Origin of the sequence: Streptomyces ambofaciens ATCC 23877 (genome assembly GCF_001267885.1) — a bacterium.
GTDB classification, from domain to species: Bacteria; Actinomycetota; Actinomycetes; order Streptomycetales; family Streptomycetaceae; genus Streptomyces; species Streptomyces ambofaciens.
The window spans coordinates 4,424,399-4,445,697 of the sequence record NZ_CP012382.1 but is presented as its reverse complement, the minus strand read 5'-3'; the positions used below and the strand labels follow the sequence as shown (position 1 = coordinate 4,445,697).

20 protein-coding genes are annotated in these 21,299 nt (G+C 73.7%); 6 read left to right on the top strand and 14 right to left on the bottom strand.

The genetic code is table 11. The annotated features are described in order from the left end of the window. Positions 1–3: 3 nt before the first annotated feature. The 4 genes from SAM23877_RS19850 to SAM23877_RS19835 all read right to left on the bottom strand — a co-directional run bounded on the left by SAM23877_RS19850 (position 4) and on the right by SAM23877_RS19835 (position 1,942). On the bottom strand, positions 4–513 hold the full coding sequence (locus SAM23877_RS19850; RefSeq protein WP_053134925.1) for an amino-acid N-acetyltransferase: 510 nt from the start codon (positions 511–513) through the stop codon (positions 4–6). 9 nt (positions 514–522) lie between these two features. Continuing rightward, the gene (locus SAM23877_RS19845) at positions 523–921 is read right to left on the bottom strand and encodes a BlaI/MecI/CopY family transcriptional regulator (protein WP_079030321.1); all 399 of its coding nucleotides are present in this window, start codon (positions 919–921) and stop codon (positions 523–525) included. Positions 922–1,100: 179 nt separating this feature from the next. After that, a complete protein-coding gene (locus tag SAM23877_RS19840; protein WP_053134922.1) occupies positions 1,101–1,280 on the bottom strand; it encodes a hypothetical protein in 180 nt (59 codons plus the stop codon). Between the two features lie 23 nt (positions 1,281–1,303). Continuing rightward, positions 1,304–1,942 (bottom strand): hypothetical protein, encoded by a 639-nt coding sequence (locus SAM23877_RS19835; RefSeq protein WP_079030320.1) that lies wholly within the window; start codon positions 1,940–1,942, stop codon positions 1,304–1,306. Between the two features lie 638 nt (positions 1,943–2,580). Here SAM23877_RS19835 and SAM23877_RS19830 point away from each other — a divergent pair. Further along, positions 2,581–3,783, top strand: coding sequence for an IS110-like element ISSam1 family transposase (locus tag SAM23877_RS19830; protein ID WP_053126455.1), 1,203 nt, complete (start codon positions 2,581–2,583; stop codon positions 3,781–3,783). A gap of 471 nt (positions 3,784–4,254) precedes the next feature. On the opposite strand, the gene SAM23877_RS19825 is transcribed toward SAM23877_RS19830, so the two are convergent. Genes SAM23877_RS19825 through SAM23877_RS19805 form a run of 5 tightly spaced genes read right to left on the bottom strand, consistent with a single transcriptional unit; the run spans position 4,255 to position 9,862 of the window. Further along, on the bottom strand, positions 4,255–5,052 hold the full coding sequence (locus SAM23877_RS19825) for a type III pantothenate kinase (protein WP_053134917.1): 798 nt from the start codon (positions 5,050–5,052) through the stop codon (positions 4,255–4,257). 4 nt (positions 5,053–5,056) lie between these two features. Then, positions 5,057–6,037 carry a carboxylating nicotinate-nucleotide diphosphorylase gene (nadC, locus tag SAM23877_RS19820; protein WP_053134915.1) on the bottom strand — a complete coding sequence of 327 codons (981 nt, stop codon included), beginning with the start codon at positions 6,035–6,037 and terminating at the stop codon, positions 5,057–5,059. A gap of 5 nt (positions 6,038–6,042) precedes the next feature. Further along, positions 6,043–7,776 carry an L-aspartate oxidase gene (locus SAM23877_RS19815; RefSeq protein WP_053134912.1) on the bottom strand — a complete coding sequence of 578 codons (1,734 nt, stop codon included), beginning with the start codon at positions 7,774–7,776 and terminating at the stop codon, positions 6,043–6,045. Next, positions 7,773–8,786, bottom strand: coding sequence for a pantoate--beta-alanine ligase (gene panC / locus SAM23877_RS19810; RefSeq protein WP_053134909.1), 1,014 nt, complete (start codon positions 8,784–8,786; stop codon positions 7,773–7,775). The genes SAM23877_RS19815 and panC overlap by 4 nt, the downstream gene beginning before the upstream one ends. Then, on the bottom strand, positions 8,783–9,862 hold the full coding sequence (locus SAM23877_RS19805) for a Rossmann-like and DUF2520 domain-containing protein (RefSeq protein WP_053134905.1): 1,080 nt from the start codon (positions 9,860–9,862) through the stop codon (positions 8,783–8,785). The genes panC and SAM23877_RS19805 overlap by 4 nt, the downstream gene beginning before the upstream one ends. Positions 9,863–10,074: 212 nt before the next feature. Here SAM23877_RS19805 and SAM23877_RS19800 point away from each other — a divergent pair, with 212 nt between their 5' ends. Further along, entirely contained in the window at positions 10,075–11,340 is a 1,266-nt protein-coding gene (locus SAM23877_RS19800; protein WP_079030319.1) for a threonine aldolase family protein, read from the top strand. 228 nt (positions 11,341–11,568) lie between these two features. On the opposite strand, the gene SAM23877_RS19795 is transcribed toward SAM23877_RS19800, so the two are convergent. Next, positions 11,569–11,778 (bottom strand): hypothetical protein, encoded by a 210-nt coding sequence (locus SAM23877_RS19795; RefSeq protein ID WP_053134902.1) that lies wholly within the window; start codon positions 11,776–11,778, stop codon positions 11,569–11,571. Between the two features lie 159 nt (positions 11,779–11,937). Between SAM23877_RS19795 and SAM23877_RS19790 the strand changes: the two genes are divergently transcribed. After that, positions 11,938–13,044 (top strand): DUF5937 family protein, encoded by a 1,107-nt coding sequence (locus SAM23877_RS19790; protein WP_053134899.1) that lies wholly within the window; start codon positions 11,938–11,940, stop codon positions 13,042–13,044. A gap of 104 nt (positions 13,045–13,148) precedes the next feature. Here SAM23877_RS19790 and SAM23877_RS19785 read toward each other — a convergent pair whose 3' ends face one another. After that, the gene (locus SAM23877_RS19785) at positions 13,149–13,823 is read right to left on the bottom strand and encodes a response regulator (protein ID WP_053134896.1); all 675 of its coding nucleotides are present in this window, start codon (positions 13,821–13,823) and stop codon (positions 13,149–13,151) included. A gap of 114 nt (positions 13,824–13,937) precedes the next feature. Beyond that, the gene (locus SAM23877_RS19780) at positions 13,938–15,140 is read right to left on the bottom strand and encodes a sensor histidine kinase (protein ID WP_053134893.1); all 1,203 of its coding nucleotides are present in this window, start codon (positions 15,138–15,140) and stop codon (positions 13,938–13,940) included. A 118-nt stretch (positions 15,141–15,258) separates the two neighbouring features. Between SAM23877_RS19780 and SAM23877_RS19775 the strand changes: the two genes are divergently transcribed. Continuing rightward, entirely contained in the window at positions 15,259–16,443 is a 1,185-nt protein-coding gene (locus tag SAM23877_RS19775) for an SAM-dependent methyltransferase (protein ID WP_053134890.1), read from the top strand. Here the strand turns inward: SAM23877_RS19775 and SAM23877_RS19770 are convergent. After that, positions 16,408–17,559, bottom strand: a complete 1,152-nt coding sequence (locus SAM23877_RS19770) for an NADH-quinone oxidoreductase subunit D (RefSeq protein WP_053134887.1) — start codon at positions 17,557–17,559, stop codon at positions 16,408–16,410. The two genes, SAM23877_RS19775 and SAM23877_RS19770, sit on opposite strands and share 36 nt — an antisense overlap. A gap of 31 nt (positions 17,560–17,590) precedes the next feature. Here SAM23877_RS19770 and SAM23877_RS19765 point away from each other — a divergent pair, with 31 nt between their 5' ends. Together SAM23877_RS19765 and SAM23877_RS19760 are read left to right on the top strand one after the other, a co-directional pair. After that, entirely contained in the window at positions 17,591–18,112 is a 522-nt protein-coding gene (locus SAM23877_RS19765; RefSeq protein ID WP_053134884.1) for a PH domain-containing protein, read from the top strand. Positions 18,113–18,435: 323 nt separating this feature from the next. Then, positions 18,436–19,710 (top strand): PH domain-containing protein, encoded by a 1,275-nt coding sequence (locus tag SAM23877_RS19760; RefSeq protein ID WP_053142662.1) that lies wholly within the window; start codon positions 18,436–18,438, stop codon positions 19,708–19,710. 42 nt (positions 19,711–19,752) lie between these two features. Here SAM23877_RS19760 and SAM23877_RS19755 read toward each other — a convergent pair whose 3' ends face one another. Beyond that, positions 19,753–21,195, bottom strand: coding sequence for a hypothetical protein (locus SAM23877_RS19755; protein ID WP_079030317.1), 1,443 nt, complete (start codon positions 21,193–21,195; stop codon positions 19,753–19,755). Positions 21,196–21,299: the final 104 nt, after the last annotated feature.

Genomic DNA, 21,299 nt, shown 5'->3' with positions numbered 1-21,299 from the left:
TGATCACAGATGCAGAAGCATCCGGCTGTTGCCCAAGGTGTTCGGTTTCACTCGTTCGAGACCGAGGAACTCCGCTACGCCCTCGTCATAGGAACGCAGCAGCTCCGCGTAGACATCGGTGTCGACGGGAGTCTCCCCGATCTCCACGAAGCCGTGCTTGGCGAAGAAGTCCACTTCGAAGGTGAGGCAGAAAACGCGACGAACACCGAGCCAACGAGCCGTGTCCAGCAACTTCTCCAGCAGCCGGTGCCCGACGCCGACACCCTTCAGGCCGGGCTTCACCGCGAGCGTCCGTACTTCCGCGAGGTCTTCCCACATCACGTGCAGGGCGCCGCAGCCGACCACCTCGGCGTTGTCGTCCCGTTCCGCGACCCAGAACTCCTGGATGCTCTCGTAAAGCGTCACCATCGCTTTGTCGAGCAGGATGCGGTCACGGACGTACGCGTCGAGGAGCCGGCGCACGTCCGGGACATCGCTGGTGCGGGCCCGTCGGACGCTGATGGCATTTGACATGTGGGGACGCTATCGCTCGCCCGCGTCCGGTACGGAGCCGGGGTTGGGTGCGGGGGTTTCCGGTCCCTGCACGATGCGGATCGCGTCTCCGAGAGCCTGGCGCTGTTCCTCGCTCATCATGCCGAAGAAGGCGATGAGGGCGGCGGCGGGGTTGTCGCTCTGGGACCATGCGTCGTTCATCAGCGCGGCGGCGTAGGCGGCGCGGGTGGAGACCGCCTCATATCGATAGGCCCGGCCTTCCGACTCTCGTCGCACCCAGCCCTTCTGATGGAGATTGTCCAAAACGGTCATCACCGTGGTGTACGCGATGGACCGTTCCTGTTGCAGGTCTTCCAGGACTTCTCGAACGGTCACGGGGCGGTTCCACTTCCACACCCTCGTCATGACCGCGTCTTCGAGTTCTCCCAATGGGCGAGGCACACCTCGACGATAGTGGGAGATCCCGGCGATGGCGTGCCGGACGTGCGATTTTGCCGTCAAACGGGCACAAAAAGGGCGTACGGCTCGCCGTGGAGCGGGGAGCCGTACGCCGGTGTTCGACGAGGGGGGGGAGGCGGGAGGGGGAGGCGAGAGAAGGGAGCCGGAGGTCAGGCCTCGGGGTGGGCGGACGGCTGGCGGGCGCCCTCCGCTCGCGCGAGGGCGGCGTCCACGGCCGCGTCCTCCTTGGCCTTGTTGGCGCCGCCCTGGGTCTTCACGATCACCCTGATCACGCCGATGAAGAACACGGCCATGACGGCCGGGGGCAGGAGCGCGGAGACGTAGTCCATGACCCCAGGGTAGCCAGGCCGGGTCAGCCGACGGCGAGGTGGTGCCGGGAGCCGGGGGCGGGAGGGGCCGGCTTGCGGCGGGGGAAGACCTCGCCCGGGGTGGGGACGGGGCGTTTCGGCGTGGCCGGGGCGGGGCGGGGGGCCGGCTTCTGCGCGGGCTTCTTCTCGGGCTGCTGGCCGCCGGGGAGGGCGTGGAGGCGGGTGCGTGCGGCGGGGAGGACGACGGTGGGCGCGGTGGTCGTGACGCCGGTCGCGGTGGTGGTGGTCGCGGTGGTCGCCGTGCCTGCCCTGGCGCGTGGGGGTCTGCAGCGGTCGAGGAGAGCGGCCGCGGTGGCGTTGCCGCGCAGGGCTCCGAGGGCGGCGAGGTCGTCCGCGTCGGGGCGGTGGCCGGCACTCAGCGCCTCGTCCAGGAGCGTGAGGTAACCGGTGGCGGTGCCGGGGAGGGCGGCGCGGTACCGGGCGAGGTCGGCCACCAGGAAGGCGCGCAGCCGGGCGCTCTCCCGCATCGCCTCGTCGAGCGACTCTGCGAGGCGGAGGCAGTCCTGGGCCTCCTCCGCCGTGACGGGGCTGGGGTTCAGGGCGAGGGCGAGGGCGCGCCGGAGCACACGCAGCTCCTGGGCACCGAACGCCATACCGCCGCGGGATCCGTAGGGCGTGGGCATGGGGCGACGATACGCGCTAATCAGACAAACTCGGCATAGGGGGTGGGTGTGGCGTGGGGGGCCACTCGGATGCGAGGGCCTCCGGCGGTTGGGCGGGGGGCCTGCGGCGGCCTGCGGGGTTTGGGGGGTGCGGGTGGGCTGCCTGCGGCGGCCTGTGCGGTTCGGTGGGGGTGCGGGTGGCCTGCCTGCGGCGCCTGTGCCGGTTTCGGTGCGGGGTGCCTGCGGCGCCTGTGCGGGTTCGGTGGGGGTGTGCGGTGCGCGTGCGGTGGGCTGTGGGTCGGGGCCGCGCCGGGGGGTATCGGTCCTCGGAACGGCGCGGAGTCGGTCGGCCGGGAGGTGAGGGCGTTGACGCGCCAACCGCTGCGGGCGGACACCCCCCGTTATCTTTTTCGCGGTCCTGCAAGAGGGCCGCTGGCCTCCGGGCCCGGCATGACTGTTGCCCCCTGTCGATGGGATGACCTGGGGGGTGGTGTCACCGGGTCCGAGGGGTGCCGTCGGAGACGCTGATCAGAGGTCCGACCACCGTCCGGCCGGGCGCAATGCCAGGCCGCTCGCGGGCGGCAGGTCTGCATAACGTGGATGCGCGAGAACGGCTCCCGACCTTGAGGCCGGCACGCATCGACACATGTGGGGGCACGGTGATCAGCATCGACGGGGTGGGCGTCTTCCTGGGCCTGGACGTCGGCAAGCAGACGCATCACGGCCACGGCCTGACCCCGGCCGGGAAGAAGGTGTTCGACAAGCAGCTGCCGAACAGCGAACCGAAGCTGCGGGCTGTCTTCGACAAGCTCACGGCCAAGTTCGGCACCGTCCTGGTGATCGTGGACCAGCCCGCCTCCATCGGCGCCCTCCCACTGACCGTCGCCCGGGACGCCGGCTGCCAGGTCGCCTACCTGCCCGGACTGGCGATGCGCCGGATCGCCGACCTCTACCCGGGCGAGGCCAAGACCGACGCGAAGGACGCCGCGGTCATTGCGGACGCTGCCCGCACCATGCCCCACACCCTGCGCACCCTCGACCTGACCGATGAGGTCACCGCGGAGCTGACCATGCTGGTCGGCTTCGACCAGGACCTCGCAGGCGAGGCCAACCGCACCTCCAACCGCATCCGCGGCCTGCTCACCCAGTTCCACCCCAGCCTGGAGCGCGTCCTCGGCCCGCGCCTGGACCATCCGGCAGTGACCTGGCTCCTCGAGCGTTACGGATCCCCGCAAGCACTCCGCAAAGCGGGCCGCCGCAAGCTGGTCGAGGTCGTCCGCCCGAGAGCCCCGCGCATGGCCGAGCGGCTGGTCGACGACACCTTCACCGCACTCGACGAGCAGACCGTCGTCGTCCCGGGCACCGGCACCCTCGACGTGATCGTCCCGTCGCTGGCGAAGTCGCTGGCCGCCGTTCACGAACAACGCCGGGCCCTGGAAACGCGGATTGAGGCACTGCTGGAGGCCCACCCTCTTTCCCAGGTCCTGACCTCGATGCCCGGCATCGGCGTCAGGACCGCCGCAGTCCTCCTGGCCACCGTCGGCGACGGCAGCAGCTTTCCCACCGCCGCCCACCTGGCCTCCTACGCCGGCCTCGCCCCGGTAACCCGGCAGTCCGGCACGTCGATCCACGGCGAGCACGCCCCCAGAGGCGGCAACCGGCAGCTGAAACGAGCGATGTTCCTCTCCGCGTTCGCAGCCCTCCACGACCCCGCCTCCCGCACCTACTACGACCGCTGCCGAGCCCGCGGCAAAACCCACACCCAGGCCCTCCTCCGCCTCGCCCGCCATCGCATCAGCGTCCTGTTCGCCCTGCTCCGCGACGGAACCTTCTACGAGCCGAGGAGCCCTCGACTCGCTTGACGAAGGACATAGAGCACCCCCAGCCGCAACCCGACTCCGCGAAGCCGCCGACGCGCCCCCGCACCGCGCATGACCACTCCGGCGCGGCAACCAACGGACTCCGCAACGCCACACGAACGCCCCCCGCCCCGGCGCGTCCACCCGAGCCGCACCCGCAGCCGGCGAAGACGCAACGGCGCGCGCTTGACGACGCGTCCTGGGAGGCGGCCACGCCGCGCTTGACGAAGGACATAGAGGCACCCCCCCGGCACGGCCCCTTGCCGCCGTACGCGGGCGCGGGTCGCCCCCGCCCGTTGGCTCGCTGGTTCCGGGCGGGCGGGGGGTGCGGGGCGTCCCCCGGCCGCTGGCTTGTTGCTTCCGGGCGGGCGGGGATGCGGGACGTCCCCCGGCGGCTGGCTTGCTGGTTCCGGGCGGGCGGGGGGTGCGGGGCGTCCCCCGGCGGCTGGCTTGCTGGTTTCGGGCGGGCGGCGGCTACATGCGGGAGACGTTTCGTTCGTAGACCAGGCGGAGGCCCATCAGGGTCAGCCACGGTTCGTGTTCGTCGATGACCGAGGACTCGCCCAGGACCATCGGTGCGAGCCCGCCCGTCGCGATGACCGTGACGTCGTCGGGGTCGGTGGCCAGTTCGCGGGCCATGCGGTTGACGACGCCGTCGACCTGGCCGGCGAAGCCGTAGACGATCCCGGACTGCATCGCCTCGACCGTGTTCTTGCCGATCACGCTGCGCGGGCGGGCCACCTCGATCTTGCGGAGCTGGGCGCCCTTGACGCCGAGCGCCTCGACCGAGATCTCGATGCCGGGGGCGATGACCCCGCCGACGTACTCCCCGCGCGCGCTGACCGCGTCGAACGTCGTCGCGGTGCCGAAGTCCACGACGATCGCCGGGCCGCCGTAGAGCTCGACGGCCGCGACCGCGTTGATGATGCGGTCGGCGCCGACCTCCTTGGGGTGGTCGGTGAGGATCGGGACGCCCGTCTTGACGCCCGGTTCGACGAGGACCGCGGGGACGTCGCCGTAGTAGCGGCGGGTGACCTCGCGGAGTTCGTGCAGGACCGAGGGGACCGTCGCGCAGATGGCGATGCCGTCGATGCCGTCGCCCAGTTCGTCGCCGAGGAGCGGGTGCATGCCCATCAGGCCCTGGAGGAGGACGGCCAGTTCGTCGGCCGTGCGGCGCGAGTCCGTCGAGATGCGCCAGTGCTCGACGATGTCCTCGCCGTCGAAGAGGCCGAGGACGGTGTGGGTGTTGCCTACGTCGATCGTCAGCAGCATGGCTCTACTCCGCCGCTCGCAGGTCCAGGCCGATGTCCAGGATCGGGGAGCTGTGGGTGAGGGCGCCCACGGCCAGGTAGTCGACTCCCGTGGCCGCGTACGCCTTGGCGTTGCCGACGGTCAGGCGGCCCGAGGCCTCCAGGGCGGCCCGGCCGGCGACCAGGGCGACGGCTTCCTCGCACTCGTCCGGGGTGAAGTTGTCCAGGAGGATCAGGTCGGCGCCCGCGTCCACGACCTCGCGGAGCTGGTGCAGGGTGTCGACCTCGACCTCGATGGGGAGGTCGGGGAAGCTCTCGCGGACCGTCTGGAAGGCCTGCGCGACGCCGCCCGCGGCCACCACGTGGTTGTCCTTGACCAGGGCCGCGTCCGAGAGGGACATGCGGTGGTTGACGCCGCCGCCGCAGCGGACCGCGAACTTCTCGAGGCTGCGCAGGCCGGGGGTGGTCTTGCGGGTGTCCCGGACCCGGGCCTTGGTGCCCTCCAGAACGTCCGTCCACGCGCGCGTGGCCGTCGCGATGCCCGACAGGCGGCACAGCAGGTTCAGCGCGCTGCGTTCGGCGGTGAGGATGTCGCGGGTGCGGGTGGTGACCGAGAGGAGCTTCTGGCCCGCTTCGACGCGGTCGCCGTCCTCCAGGTGGCGTTCCACCTCGAACTCGTCCGTGCAGACGACCGACAGGACCGCCTCGGCGACCCTGAGGCCCGCCACGACGCCGGCCTCCCGCGCGGTGAAGTCGGCGGTGGCCACGGCGTCCTCGGGGATGGTCGCGACCGTCGTCACGTCGACGCCGCCCGCCAGGTCCTCCTGGACGGCGATGTTCGCGATGTCCTCGACCTCCACCGGGTCGAGACCCGAGTCGAGGAGAAGTGCCGCGAGTGCGGGATCGAGGCCGCACTCCATGTAGGTCTCTTCGTCGGTGTCCGCGCCGCAGGCGCAGCCGTCGCCGCAGCCTCCGCCGGAGGCGAGGGGAAGGTCGGGGGTGTTCACTGCTGTCACTGCTCCTGGGGACGCTGCGGGGACTGGGGGCTGTCGGTGGTCGGGGGGAAGTCTGCGGTCTCCGTGGTGTGCACGGCGAGGGTCCGGTCCGGGTTCAGGCGTACGACGATGTGGCGGCGCCACGTCGTGTCGTCGCGGTCCGCGTGGTCCTCGCGCCAGTGGCAGCCGCGGGTCTCCTCGCGTCGCTGCGCGGCGGCCACCAGGACGCGGGCGACGCACAGGAGGTTGGTGGCCTCCCAGGTGTCGACGCCCGGCTCGGACGTCTTGCCGTTCTCGTACAGGGCTTCGCGGGCCTCGGTGTGGAGGTGGTGCAGCTGGTCGGCCGCGCGCGCGAGGGAGTCGGCCGAGCGCAGGACGCCCGCGCCCCCGGTCATGATCCGCTGGACGGTGAGGCGGGCCTCGGGCGGGAGCAGCGGGTGCGCCGGGTGGGCCGGCTGCGGGAGGGGGGCGGGCGCGGGCGCGGGGAGCGTGTCGGCCGCGTGGCTCGCCGCGATGTCGGCGGCGATGCGTTCGGCGTAGACCAGGCCCTCCAGGAGGGAGTTGGAGGCCAGGCGGTTGGCGCCGTGCACGCCGGTGCAGGCGACCTCGCCGCAGGCGTAGAGGCCGGCGACCGTCGTACGGCCGTGGGCGTCGGTGCGGACTCCGCCGGAGGCGTAGTGGGCGGCGGGGGCGACCGGGATCGGCTCGGTGACCGGGTCGATGCCGTGGGCGCGGCAGGCGGCGAGGATCGTCGGGAAGCGGTGCTCCCACATCGCCGCCCCGAAGTGGCGCGCGTCCAGGTACATGTGCTCGGTGCCCCGCTCCTGCATGCGGCGCATGATGCCCTTGGCGACGATGTCGCGGGGGGCCAGTTCGGCCAGCTCGTGCTGTCCGAGCATGAAGCGCACGCCGTCCGCGTCCACCAGGTGGGCGCCCTCGCCGCGCACCGCCTCGGACACCAGGGGCTGCTGGCCCTCGGCGTCCGGGCCGAGGAAGAGGACCGTGGGGTGGAACTGGACGAACTCGAGGTCGCTCACCTCGGCGCCCGCGCGGAGGGCGAGCGCGACGCCGTCGCCCGTGGAGACGGACGGGTTCGTCGTCGCCGAGAAGACCTGGCCCATGCCGCCGGTGGCGAGGACCACCGCGGGGGCGTGGACCGCCCCGACGCCGTCGTGCTGGCCCTCGCCCATGACGTGCAGGGTGACGCCGGCGGTGCGGCCCCCGGCGTCCGTGAGGAGGTCCAGGACGAGGGCGTTCTCGATCGTGCGCATCCCTCGCGCGCGTACCGCCTCGACCAGGGCGCGGGAGATCTCCGCGCCCGTGGCGTCACCGCCGGCGTGGGCGATGCGGCGGCGGTGGTGGCCGCCCTCCCGGGTGAGGGCCAGCCCGCCCTCGGTGGACTCGTCGAAGTGCGCGCCGGTGGCGATGAGGCGGCGTACGGCGTCCGGGCCCTCGGTGACCAGGGTGCGGACCGCCTCCTCGTCGCACAGGCCCGCGCCGGCCACCAGGGTGTCGTCCAGGTGCTGCTCCGGAGTGTCGCCCTCGCCGAGGGCCGCCGCGATACCGCCCTGCGCCCACCGGGTGGAACCGTCGTCGAGGCGGGCCTTGGTGACGACGACCGTCCGCAGCCCCGCGGCCTCGCAGCGCAGGGCCGCGGTGAGTCCGGCGACGCCGGAGCCTACGACCACCACGTCCGCGGCGATGGCCCAGCCGGGCGCGGGGGCGTGCAGACGTATGCCTGTGCTGGTCACGAGGCGGCTCCGAAGGTGAGGGGGACGTTGTCGATCAGCCGGGTCGCGCCGACCCGGGCGGCGACCGCGAGGACGGCCTCGCCGGTGTGGTCGTCGCCGACCTCCGTGAAGTCGGACGGGTCGACCAGGGCGAGGTAGTCCAGCTCCAACGGGGGGTCGAGGCGGGCGGCGTCGTCCAGGACCAGGCGGGCGGCGGCCTTGACGGCCGTGGCGCTCGCCGTGGTGCTCGCCGGGGCCGAGGTGGCGACGGCGTGCGCGTCGGCTGCCGCGCGGGACTCGCCCAGGGCGCTGAGCGCCTCGGCGCGTGCCTGCGTGGCGGGTACTTCGCGGGCCCGCGCGCGCAGGGCCTCCTGGGCGGCGTGCCGGTCCAGGCCGGCGAACAGCGCCTGGGAGAGGGCGAGGGCCGTGCGCCGGTCCTGGGGCGAGAGGTAGCGGTTGCGGCTCGACAGGGCCAGGCCGTCCTCCTCGCGCACGGTGGGGACGCCGACGATGTCCACGCCGAAGTTCAGGTCGCGGACCATGCGGCGGATCAGGGCCAGCTGCTGGGCGTCCTTCTGGCCGTAGAGGGCGAGGTCCGGGCGGGTGAGGTGGAGCAGCTTGGCGACGACGGTGAGCATGCCGTCGAAGTGACCGGGGCGGGAGGCACCCTCCAGGCGTTCGCCCATGGGGCCCGCCGTGACGCGCACCTGGGGCTCGCCGCCCGGGTAGACCTCCTCGACGGAGGGGGCGAAGACGGCGTCCGCGCCCGCCCGCCCGGCGATCTCCAGGTCGGCGTCCAGGGTGCGCGGGTAGCGGTCGAGGTCCTCGCCGGCGCCGAACTGGAGCGGGTTGACGAAGACGGTGACGACGACCTCGCCGTCACCGCCCACGAGGTCGCGCGCCGCGCGGATCAGGGTGGCGTGGCCCTCGTGCAGGGCGCCCATGGTCATCACGACGGCCCGGCGGCCGTGCCGCACGCGCGCGTGCAGCTCGTCGGCGGTGCGCAGCAGGACGGGCGGGGTGGTGGTCATCGGGCGTCTCCCTCGGGGCCGGGGCCGGTGCCGTCCGTTCCGTCGCGGTCGTCGGTGTTCTTGGCTGGGTCTGCGGGGGCTGTGGGGTCTGCTGCGTCTGCTGGGCTTTCGGGGGCCGCTGGGCCTGCGGGTCCCCGGGCGCCTTCGGTGTTCGTGGGGGCGCCTGCCGCGCCGGTTCCGTCGGCGAGTACTCCGAGCAGGTCCTCGGCGAGTTCGGCCTTCAGCAGGCCGTGGTCCAGGGCCCGGTCGGCGGTCGCGCGTGCCATGGCCAGGTAGCCGGCGACGGCCTGCGGGGCGTGGGCGCGCAGCTCCACGATGTGCGCGGCGACCGTGCCCGCGTCCCCGCGCGCGACGGGGCCGGTGAGCGCCGCGTCACCCGAGCGCAGGGCGTTGTCCAGGGCCGCGCCCAGCAGCGGGCCGAGCATGCGGTCGGGAGCCTCGACGCCGGCCGTGCGCAACAGCTCCATGGACTGGGCGACCAGGGTGACCAGGTGGTTGGCGCCGAGTGCGAGGGCGGCGTGGTACAGCGGGCGCTTCTCCTCGGCGATCCACTCCGGCTCGCCGCCCATCTCGATGACCAGGGCCTCGGCGGCCAGCCGCAGCTCCTCGGGAGCGGTCACGCCGAACGAGCAGCCGGCCAGGCGTTGGACGTCCACGGGCGTGCCGGTGAAGGTCATCGCGGGGTGCAGGGCCAGCGGCAGGGCGCCGGCGCGCAGCGCGGGGTCGAGGATCTTGGCGCCGAACCGCCCGGAGGTGTGCACGAGCAGCTGGCCCGGACGCACCGCCCCCGTCTCGGCGAGCCCGGTCACCAGGTCCGGCAGGGCGTCGTCGGGGACCGTCAGAAGGACCAGCTCCGCGCGCTGGAGGACCTCCGCCGGCGGCACGAGCGGCACGTCGGGGAGCAGTGCGGCGGCACGCCGTCTGGAGGCGTCGGAGACCCCGGAGACGGCCACCGGGCGGTGCCCGGCGAGCTGGAGGGACGCGGCCAGCGCGGGGCCCACGCGTCCGGCGCCGACGACGCCTACGGTGAGCCGCGCGGGGCGGTCCTTGGGGTCTGGCTGTGGGGCTGTGTTCACGCGACGGCGGCCTTCCCGTTCCAGTCCGCTCGGGGTACCGGACGATTTCTCGTCATGTTAACGCGATTGGTTCGGGGCACGTCCGGTTGTCCACAGGCTGTGGGTTTCCGTGCGGTGACGGCGCACACCTCTCCCCGCGCGTGGTCGGGCGTGGCGGAAGCTGTGGGAAAAACGGCGTGCCCACGCCGACGTCCGCGCGGCATGATCCCGGCATGAGCGATGCGGCGGAGCGGACGGAACACGACGAGCGCGGGGCGCGGGGCGCGGAGGCGGGAGGGGGCGAGGACGCGGTGCGGCGCGAGCGGAGGGCCGGGGCGCCGGGACCGGCCGGAACGGAGGCGGCGGAGGTGCCCGGCCGCGGACTCCGGGAGCGGCGCGTGGCCGCCCACCGCGGTGCCCGGCGCGTGCTCGCCGCACCGGGTTTCGGTACGACCCTGCGCGAGCGGCTCGCCCTGCTGGACGGGGCCGCTGAGCTGTACGACCTCGACGAGGCCTCCGACATGTACGGCAACGGCATCGTGGAGGCCCTGGAGGAGAAGACCGCCGCCCTGCTCGGCACCGAGGCCGCCGCGTTCTTCCCGACCGGCACCATGGCCCAGCAGGTGGCGCTGCGCTGCTGGGCGGGGCGTACCGGCGACCCGGCGGTCGCCCTGCACGGTCTCAGCCACCCCGAGCTGCACGAACGCAACGCCTTCAGCCTGGTCAGCGGCTTGCGCCCGGTACGGCTGACCAGTGAGCCGCGGATACCGACGGCCGAGGAGGTACGCGGTTTCGAGGAACCCTTCGGGGCCCTGATGCTGGAGCTGCCGCTCAGGGAGGCCGGCTTCGTGCTGCCCACCTGGGAGGAGCTCACCGAGGTCGTCGACGCCGCGCGGGAGCGCGACGCGGTGGTCCACTTCGACGGTGCCCGTCTGTGGGAGTCCACCGTCCACTTCGGCCGGTCCGCGGCCGAGATCGCGGGTCTCGCGGACAGCGTGTACGTCTCGTTCTACAAGTCCCTCAAGGGCTACGGCGGCGCCGCTCTCGCCGGCCCCCGGACCCTGATCGAGGAGGCCAGGGCCTGGCGGCACCGGTACGGCGGCGAGGTCTTCCAGCAGTTCCCCACGGTGCTGTCGGCGCTGGCCGGCCTGGAGCGCGAGCTGCCCCGGCTGCCGGAGTACGTGGCCCACGCGCGCGTGGTGGCCGCCGCGCTGCGGGAGGGCTTCGCGGCGGCCGGGCTGCCGTGGGCGCGGGTGCACCCCGAGGTACCGCACACCCACGAGTTCCAGGTCTGGTTGCCGTACGAGGCCGAGGTCGTCGGTGAGGCCGCGGTCCGGCAGGGTGAGGAGACCGGCACGCTGCTCTTCTCCCGGGGCTGGCAGACCCCCGGTCCGGGGCTCGCCGTCACCGAGGTCGGGGTGGAGGCGGCGGGCCTGCGGTGGACGGCCGACGACGTGAGGGCCGCGGTGGCCGACTTCGCGGCCCGGCTGACCGGCTGACCGACGGAGCGGTGCACCGGCTCTGGCGGCCGGCTGACGATGACCGGCTGACCGGCTGACCGCGCCGAGCGAGCGACCGACCGACCGCCGGAGGGCTGACCGCACCGATCGCCGATCGCCGCGTGCCGATCGCCGGTCGCCGCGTGCCGGTGCCGGTGCCGGTCGCCGGTCGCCGGGTGCCGGGTGCCGGGTGCCGACCGCATCGACGGCCGCGGTCGGCCTCGCGGGTCAGGCCCGTGGCGGGAGCGGCCACCGCCGGCGCAGGGCGCGCCGTACGCGCCCGCGCACCGGGCGGCCGGCGAGGACCGCGTGGAACCGGCGGCGGTCGCGCCAGGCGCGCACGACCTGCCGGTCGTGGGTGCCGGGCGCCGGCGGCGCGGGCTCACCCAGCTGCCGGGCGCGGTGGATGTCGAGGAGGTACTGCTGCGTGACGCTCATGGCGGATCGCCTTCTCGGAGGGACGTCTGGCGGGGAGGGCGGGCTCCGCGGCTGCCCCGGTGGGTCCAGCCTGCGCCGGTGCGGCGCGGCGGTCGCGTCGATTGACCGCGACGGTCAATCGACGGCGGCGTTGTCGGTGGCCGGGTGCACCATGAGGACATGAGCGTGCACATCGACATCGCGGGGCTGCGGCCGGAGAGGGTCGCCGTCGTGCCCTCGCCCCTGGCCGAGCTGGGCATGGCGCTGCACGCGCTGTCCGAGCCGGGGCACCACCCGGGCCTCCAGGGCTGGGCCACGGGCGTGACCGCCGGGCTCGACTCGCATCTGGCCGACCGGATGTGCGAGGCCGACTTCCTGTGGCGTACGACGTTCTCGGACCTCTTCATGCCGTTCGCGGGCGTGCCGGGCCGCAGCACCCTGCCCGGCGCCACCCTCGCCGACGACCTGGACCTGCTCGACAAGCTGACCGACGAGCAGTTCGTGGACGCGGCGCTGGAGTTCACCTGTGCCCTGCCGTACAGCACCCGTGGGGTCTCCGCGCTCACGGACGCCGGGGTGCGCCGGCGGGCGCTGGACCTGGCCGCCGCGCGGGGGCCGCAGCAGCTGCGCTTCAGCGAGCGGCTGCTGGCCGACCCGCCCCGCATCCGGAGCTGGCTGCGGCAGTTCGCGCAGGACTGCGACGAGGCGTTCTTCGCGGCGGCCTGGTCCCGGCTGTGCCATCAGCTCGCGGCCGACGCCCGGCACAAGACGGAGATCCTGCGGCGCAGGGGCCTGGCCGAGGCGCTGGCGGCGGTGTCCCCGGCGGTGGAGCTGGACGAGCCCGCCGGGCGGATCACGGTCGACAAGCTGGGGGACGGCCGGACGGCCACCGGGGACGGCGGCCTGCTGCTGATACCCACCAGCCTCGGCTGGCCCCACCTGTCCGTCCTGCACCGCTACGACTGGCAGCCGGTGCTGCACTATCCCGTCAACTCCCCGGAACTGGCCTCGCCTCCGTCGGTCGAGCAGCTCACCCTGCGGATGTCCGCGCTGTCGCACCCGGTCCGGATGCGGATCTGCCGCTACCTGGCGCGCAGTTCGTACACCACGAGCGAGCTGGCGCAGGTGCACGGCATGACGGCCCCGGAGATATCCCGGCACCTGGCCGTGCTGAAGAAGGCGGGCCTGATCACCACGCGCCGGCGCGGACGGTACGTCCTGCACCAGCTGGACGTGACGGTGGTGGCCCGGCTGGGCAGCGACTTCCTGGAGGGCATACTCCGCTGACCCGCCGGACCGCGGTCGGTCGACCCCGGCCCGCCGTTCAGCCCTCTCCGCCCCCGGCCTCTGCCCTCAGCCGGCCCTCCCCGCCACCGGTCCCGGCCCGCCGTTCAGCCCTGCCCGCCGCCGGCCCGCACCAGCCCGGTCTCGTAGGCGAGGACCACGACCTGCACCCGGTCGCGCAGGCCGAGCTTGGTCAGGATGCGGCCCACGTGCGTCTTCACGGTCGCCTCGGACAGCACGAGGCGGGCCGCGATCTCGCCGTTGGACAGGCCCTGGGCCACCAGCACCATGACCTCCCGCTCGCGCCCGGTGAGCCGCTGCAGTTCCTTGTGCCGGGGCTCCTGCCCGGTGGTCGGCAGCATCGGGGCGAACCGGTCCAGGAGCCGCCGGGTGGTCGAGGGGGCGACCACCGCGTCACCGCTGTGCACGGAACGGATCGCCGCGAGGAGTTCGCCGGGCGGCACGTCCTTCAGCATGAAGCCCGAGGCGCCCGCCTTCAGCGCCGAGAAGGCGTACTCGTCGAGGTCGAAGGTGGTCAGGATCAGCACCTTCGGCGCGTCCGGGTCCACGCAGATCCGGTTGGTGGTCTCGACGCCGTCGAGCTTGGGCATGCGGACGTCCATCAGCACGACGTCCACGGCCGTCGAACGCAGCACCTGGAGCGCCTCCACGCCGTCCCCGGCCTCGGCGACGACCTCCATGTCCGGCTGGGCCGCCAGCACCATCCGGAAACCGGTGCGCAGCAGCACCTGGTCGTCGACGAGCATTACGCGGATCGCCATCGGGGCCTCTTCCGTTCTCCGGCCGTCCGGTTGTGCCGGTTGCGCCGGTTCTCCGCCGGATCGCCGGCCGGTTGTGACAGGTGTCAACGCCGTACATGCGTACGAGCACGGGTGTCAGTGTGCGGGTTTCAGCGGCAGCAACGCACTGATGCGGAATCCTCCGCCCTGCCGCGGGCCCGCGTCCAGGGTGCCGCCGACCATGCCGACGCGTTCCCGCATGCCGATCAGGCCGTGGCCCTGGCCGTCGAAGCCACCCTCCTCGTACAGCTCGTGGGGGGCGCCCTTGCCGTCGTCCTCGATGAGCAGGCCGAGACCGTCGTCGAAGTAGACCAGCCGCACGCTGGCGCCCGCGTTGGGGCCGCCGTGCTTGCGCGTGTTGGTCAGCGCCTCCTGCACGATGCGGTACGCGGTGAGCTCGACGCCGCTGGGCAGCGTGCGCGGGCTGCCCTCGACCTTGAAGTCCACGGGCAGCCCCGAGCTGCGGCACTGCTCGACGAGGTCCTCGATCTGCTGGACGTCCGGCTGCGGTACGTACTCACCGGCCTCATGGTGCTCGCCGGTGCGCAGCACGCCGAGCAGGCGGCGCATCTCGGCGAGGGCCTGGCGGCCGGTGGAGGAGATGGTCTCCAGGGCCTTCCTCGCCTGGTCGGGGGCGGCGTCCAGGACGTAGGCGGCGCCGTCCGCCTGCACCACCATCACGGAGACGTTGTGCGCGACGACGTCGTGCAGCTCGCGCGCGATCCGGGCGCGCTCGGCGGCCACCGCGACCTTGGACTGCGCCTCGCGCTCCTTCTCCAGCCGGGCGGCCCGCTCCTCCAGCTGCGCGAAGTAGGCGCGGCGGGTGCGGATGGAGTCCCCGAGCACCCAGGCCAGAGCGAAGGGCACCGTCTGGAAGACCGTTATCGCGACGTTGTTGCCTATGCTCACGTCTTCCATGGGCCAGCGCAGCTGCGCGACGGGCGCCGCGCACAGCCCCATGGTCAGGGCGGCTCTGGAGGCCCAGCGGGCGCCGGACACGGCCACCGTGTAGACGATCACCAGGAGGGCGAAGTCGGCCGCCATCGTCGCCACGTCCAGCGCCACCTGCCCGAGGCCCACCGCGGCGGCCAGCAGCAGCATCTTCTCCGGCACCACCCGGCGCAGCGCTATCACGACGCACAGCAGCAGGACACAGGGGATGATCAGCGCCGTGGCGTCCGTCCCTCTGGCCTCCCGCTGGGGGACCACGGACATGACGGAGACTCCGAACAGGACCAGAGCCCAGAAACAGTCGACCCCGGTCGGGTGTCTGCGGAGGAAAGCGTAGAGGCGCTGCACGTAAACCAGCGTAGGGAAGCGCGATAGGTGCAAGGGTCAACCGGAGGACCGATCCGCGTCCCGCGCGCGTACTCCGCAAGGTGGAGGCTCCGCTCTCCTGTCCGCCTAGCCTGGGTCTGTGACGCGAGGGACGACAGGGAACAGAGCGGCCTCTGGGACGCGGGACCTCTGGCGGGGCTGGCGGGGCTGGCGGGAAGCGACGCAGGACGCCCTCTACGGTCCGGCCGGCTTCTACCGAGTCCGGCCCGAGGGTCCGGCCGGGCACTTCCGCACGTCCGTGCACGCATCGCCGCTGTTCGCCGGGGCCGTGGCGCGGCTGCTGTGCCGGGTCGACGAAGCGCTCGGGCGGCCCGCGTCGCTGGGCTTCGTGGACATGGCGGCCGGGCGGGGCGAGCTGGTCACCGGGGTACTGGCCGCGCTGCCCGCCGACGTGGCCGCTCGCACGCGCGCGTACGCCGTCGAGGTCGCCGGACGCCCGCGGGGGCTGGACCACCGGATCGAGTGGCTCCCCGAGCCGCCGGGCGGGGTGACGGGGCTGCTGTTCGCCAACGAGTGGCTGGACAACGTGCCCGTGGACGTGGCCGAGGTGGACTCCGCCGGCGTGGCACGGCGGGTGCTCGTCCGCGACGACGGCACCGAACGGCTCGGGGAGCCGGTGGGCGGGGCGGAGGCGCGGTGGCTGGCGCGCTGGTGGCCGCTGCCCGGCGAGGAGGGGCTGCGGGCCGAGATCGGCCTCCCCCGGGACTCCGCCTGGGCGTCCGCGGTGGCGGCGCTGGACGGCGGGCTCGCGGTGGCCGCCGACTACGCCCACACCGCGGCCACCCGCCCGCCCTACGGGTCGCTCACCGGTTTCCGGGAGGGGCGGGAGACGGCGCCGGTGCCCGACGGGACGTGCGACATCACCTCGCACGTCGCCCTGGACGCGTGCGCGGCGGCAGGCTCCTCGGCGCGTCAGGCCGCTGACGACGCGACGCGTCGCTCCGACGGTGGCGCGGCCCGTCACGCCGAAGGCGACGCGGCGCGTCACGCCGAGAAGTGCGTTCCGGAGTGCGCGCCCTCCGGTGCGCTTCTGCGCCCCCAGCGCGAGGCCCTGCGCGCCCTCGGTGTCACAGGCGCACGCCCTCCGCTCACACTGGCCTCCACCGACCCGGCGGCGTACGTACGCGCCCTCACGCGCGCCTCGGAGGCCGCCGAGCTGATCGCGCCGGGCGGGCTGGGCGACTTCGTGTGGCTGCTCCAGCCGGTGGGGGCCGTCGACGCGTCCGCGCTACTTGTCGATGTCCCCGACCACGAAGAAAAGTGACCCCAGGATCGCCACCATGTCCGCGACCAGCGTCCCGGGCAGCAGTTCCGCGAGCGCCTGGATGTTGTTGTACGAGGCCGAGCGCAGCTTCAGCCGGTACGGCGTCTTCTCGCCCTTGCTGACCAGGTAGTAGCCGTTGATGCCGAGCGGGTTCTCGGTCCAGGCGTACGTGTGGCCCTCGGGCGCCTTCAGTACCTTGGGGAGCCGCTGGTTGACCGGCCCGGGCGGCAGTCCGGCCAGGCGGTCCAGGCAGGCGTCGGCGAGGTCGAGGGCGTTGTGCGTCTGCTCCAGGAGGCACTCGAAGCGGGCGAGGCAGTCGCCCTCGGTCCGGGTGACGACCTTCAGGGTGTCCTGGAGTTCTCCGTAGGCGAGGTACGGCTCGTCGCGGCGCAGGTCGAAGTCGACGCCCGAGGCGCGCGCGATCGGCCCGCTGACGCCGTAGGCGTGCACGGCCTCGGGGGCGAGGGTGCCGACCCCGCGGGTACGGCCCCGGAAGATCTCGTTGCCGAGCACCAGGTCGTCGAAGACGTCCATGCGCGAGCGCACCGCGGCGACGGCGCCGCGCGCGCGGGTGGCCCAGCCGGCCGGCAGGTCTTCCTTGAGGCCGCCGACACGGTTGAACATGTAGTGCATGCGCCCGCCGGAGACCTCCTCCATCACGTTCTGGAGGACCTCGCGCTCCCGGAAGGCGTAGAAGACCGGGGTGATACCGCCCAGCTCCAGCGGGTACGACCCGAGGAACATCAGATGGTTGAGCACCCGGTTGAGCTCCGCGAGCAGCGTCCGCAGCCACACCGCGCGCGGGGGGACCTCCATGCCGAGCATCCGCTCCACGGCGAGGACCACGCCCAGCTCGTTGGAGAACGCCGACAGCCAGTCGTGGCGGTTGGCGAGCACGATGATCTGACGGTAGTCCCGGGCCTCGAACAGCTTCTCCGCGCCGCGGTGCATGTAGCCGATCACGGGCTCGGCACTCGTGATGCGCTCGCCGTCCAGCACCAGCCTGAGCCGCAGCACGCCGTGCGTGCTCGGGTGCTGGGGCCCGATGTTGAGCACCATGTCGGTGCTCTCCGCGGCGCCGCCGATACCGACCATGGTCTCCGTCTTGGGAGTCATGCCCACAGTCTCCCCTACGTACGCTGGCCCCATGGAGACGGGGAGCCCTGACGACACGGGTACGGCGAGAGGGACGCGGGCGGCGCCGGACGAGCCGGTGTGGACCGGCCTGCCACCGGGACTGCTGCGCATGCGGCGGCTGTTGCTGGTGGTGTGGCTGGGGTTGCTCGCGCTCGCCGCGGGCGTGCTGCTCGGGCTGTTCCTGGGCCCCTTCTGGGCGACGTCGGCCGTACTCCCCCTGGCCGGGGCGGCCTGGGGCTGGGCGATGCTGGAGCGCAACTGGCGTTCCTGGCGCTACGCCGAGCGAGCCGACGACCTGCTGATCAGCCGGGGCGTGCTGTGGCGGGAGGAGACCGTCGTCCCGTACGGGCGAATGCAACTGGTCGAGGTCACGTCCGGGCCGGTGGAACGGTACTTCGGCCTGGCCAGCGTGCAACTGCACACCGCGGCCGCCGCGACCGACGCGACCATCCCCGGCCTCGACCCGGCCGAGGCCGAACGCCTGCGCGACCGGCTCACCGAGCTGGGCGAAGCCCGATCGGCGGGGCTGTGACCACGCACGGGGCGGAGAACGGCCGACCGGGAACGGGAGACGGCGCGACCGGGACCGAGACCGGGACGACGACCGGAACCGGAACCGGGGCCGGAACGACGACCGGAACCGGCACGACCAAGCCCCGCACCGGCACCGGCACGCCCCACACCGGCACCCCGGACGGATCGACCGGGACCGGCCCCGGGCACGGTGTGACCGCGACCGGAGACGGCCCCACCGGCGCCGAGGCCGGCAGCCGTGCGACCGCGGCCGAGGGCGACCCGGCAGGGGCCGGGCTCGACGGCACGGCCCCGGTCGCGGGGGGTGTCGTCGAGCGGCGGTTGCATCCCGTCACGCCGTTGCGGCGGGCGTGGGCGCCGGTGGCCGTGCTGGTCGGGTGGGCCGTGCACGATCCGGACCAGGCGCAGCGCCAGCTCACCCGGCTGACGACGACCCACCTGCTGATCGGCCTCGCCGTACTCATCCCGGCTGCCGCCCTGTACGGCTTCCTGACCTGGTGGTTCACCCACTTCGCGGTGACCGACACGGAACTGCGCATCCGTACCGGTCTGCTGTTCCGGCGCACCGCCCACATCCGCCTGGAACGCGTCCAGGCCATCGACGTCACCCAGCCGCTGCTCGCCCGCGTCGCCGGGGTGGCGAAACTGAAACTCGACGTCATAGGCACCGGCAAGAAGGACGAGCTGGCCTTCCTGGGCGCCGACGAGGCCGGTGCGCTGCGGGCCGAGCTGCTCGCCCGCGCCGCCGGCCTCGCCCCCGAGACCGCGCACGAGGTCGGCGAGGCCCCTTCCCGGCAGTTGCTGCGGGTGCCGCCGCGCGTGCTCGCCGCCTCGCTGCTGCTGACCGGCGCGACCTGGGGCACGCTGATCGCCGCCGTCCTCGTACCGACGCTGCTGTGGCTGGCCACCCACAACCTGTGGACGGTGCTGGCGACCGCCCTGCCCCTGCTGGGCGCCGCGGGCGCGAGCAGCGCGGGCCGGTTCGTCGGGGAGTACGACTGGACGGTGGCCGAGTCCCCGGACGGTCTGCGCATCGACCGCGGCCTGCTGGACCGCACGCACGAGACCGTGCCGCCGGGCCGGGTGCAGACCGTACGGATCGTGGAGCCGCTGCTGTGGCGGCGGCGGGGCTGGGTGCGGGTGGAGCTGGACGTGGCCGGGTCGTCGAACTCCGTGCTGCTGCCGGTCGCCCCGCGGGAGATCGCGGAGTCGGTCGTCGCGCGGGTGCTGCCCGGGGTGACCGTGCCGACGGACACGGCGCTGTCGCGGCCACCGCGCCGCGCCGCACGGTGCCGGCCGTGGTGGTGGCGCGGCTACGGGCTCGTCGTCACCGACGCGGTCTTCGCCGCCCGGTACGGGCTGCTGCGCCGCACCCTGGCGCTGGTGCCGCACGCCAAGGTGCAGAGCGTGCGCCGCACCCAGGGGCCCTGGCAGCGGGCGCTGCGGCTGGCCGACGTACGGGTGGACACGGGAGCGAACAAGACCGTGACCGCGCGACTGCGTGACGCGGACGAGGCGGCGGAACTGCTGCGGGCCCAGGCGGAACGCTCCCGGACCGGGCGGCGGGACGCGCCGCCGGACCGGTGGATGGCCTGAGGGCGGCGGCGACCCACCCGCCCGCCACGCCGCGGGCCGGTGTCAGGACACCGCGCTGCGCAGCCCCTGCACGTCGATCTGCTCCGTCTCGTCGTGGGCCGTCAGGTCGATCACCTGGCCCACTCCCCGGGACTCCTCGCCGGCCGGCTTGAAGGCGGCCTCCGCCTCGGCCTTGTGCAGGGCGAGGGCCTCCTGGCCGACCACGTCGGCGAGGTCCTCGTTCTGGACGGCCTCCAGGGTGCCGGGCGAGGCCGGTCCGTCCTCGGCGTCCTTGGTGCCGAAGAAGTCGAAACCGCCCTCGACCACGGGCCGCCGCACCGGAGCCGTCGGGACGACGGCCACCGCGGTCGGCACCGTGAAGTGACCGGACGTCTGCCGGGTGGCCTGCTGGGGCTGTGCGGGCTCCCCGTCGGACCGCTCACCCGGCCGCTCGCCGGACCGCTCGGCCTGCTCGGCCTGCTCGTTCAGCTCGCCGGACTGCTCGGACTGCTCGCCGGACTGCTCGGCCTGCTCGCCGGACTGCTCGTTCCGCTCGGCGGACTGCTCGCCGGTCTGCTCGGGCTCCTGCGGCTGCCCGGGCCCGCCGGGCTGGGTCGTCGGGGAGGCGGCGGCGGTGCGCTCGTGTCCGCCGAGGGCCTCGGGCCGGCCCTGTGCCTCGTCCTCCTGGTCGGCCTCGGCCGCCGCCGCGCGCTCGCCGCCGCCGTTGCCCCCTCCGTCACCGTCGTCGCCGCCACCGTCCTCGGACTCGCTGTCACCGTCACGGTGGGCGGCGTCCGGTGCGGCGGGCGCGCCCTCGTCCAACCGTGCCAGGGCGGCGTTCGCCCGCAGGAACAGCCGGGAGCCCTCGGGAGAGAAGACGGCCGGGGCCTCCTCGGCGCCCTCCGAGCCCTCTCCGCCCTCTGCACCCGCTCCGACCGGCGTCCCGCTCGCCGCGGCGACGCCGACCGAAGCCCCGTCACCCGCGACCACACCGGCCGAGGTCTCCCCCGCCGGTGCCGTTCGTGCCGCCGGCAGGGCGCGCGCCGACGGCACGGCCTCTATCTCCAGCAGCCTGCGGCCCTCCAGCGCGCTGGCCCGCTCGGTCTCCGCCGTGGCGTAGCGCCGCAGCAGGGCGGCGTGTTCGTTGCGCAGCCCCGCCAGTTCCGTGCGCTTGGCCCGCAGCCGGTGCTCCAGCTTCACGCGCAGTTCGCGCGACTCCTCCAGGTCGGACTCCAGTTCGGCGACCCGTTCCTCGTACCGCCACTCGTCGCTCGCCCGCGCGCGCGTGAGGTCGGCGACGCGCCTGCCCGCCTGCGCGTCCCAGTGGCGCATGACGACCGCACCGGCGACGGCCGTCACCGCGGCGGCCGCGGCCAGTGAGCGCAGGATCATCGCTTCGCTGAACACCCAGGGGCCGAGGGCGCAGACGAGGGAGACGCCTGCGATCGCCGACGGAGGAAGCAGCCTGTGCAGGGGCGGGGAATGGCGGTGACGTCCACGTGGCATGGCCAGAAACTTACCGCGCGTAGGCGAATCTTGGCGCCCCGCCCCGTAAAAACACATCGGTCTCCGAGGTGTTCACAGGAGATCGGGAATCCACATGCCCGGCG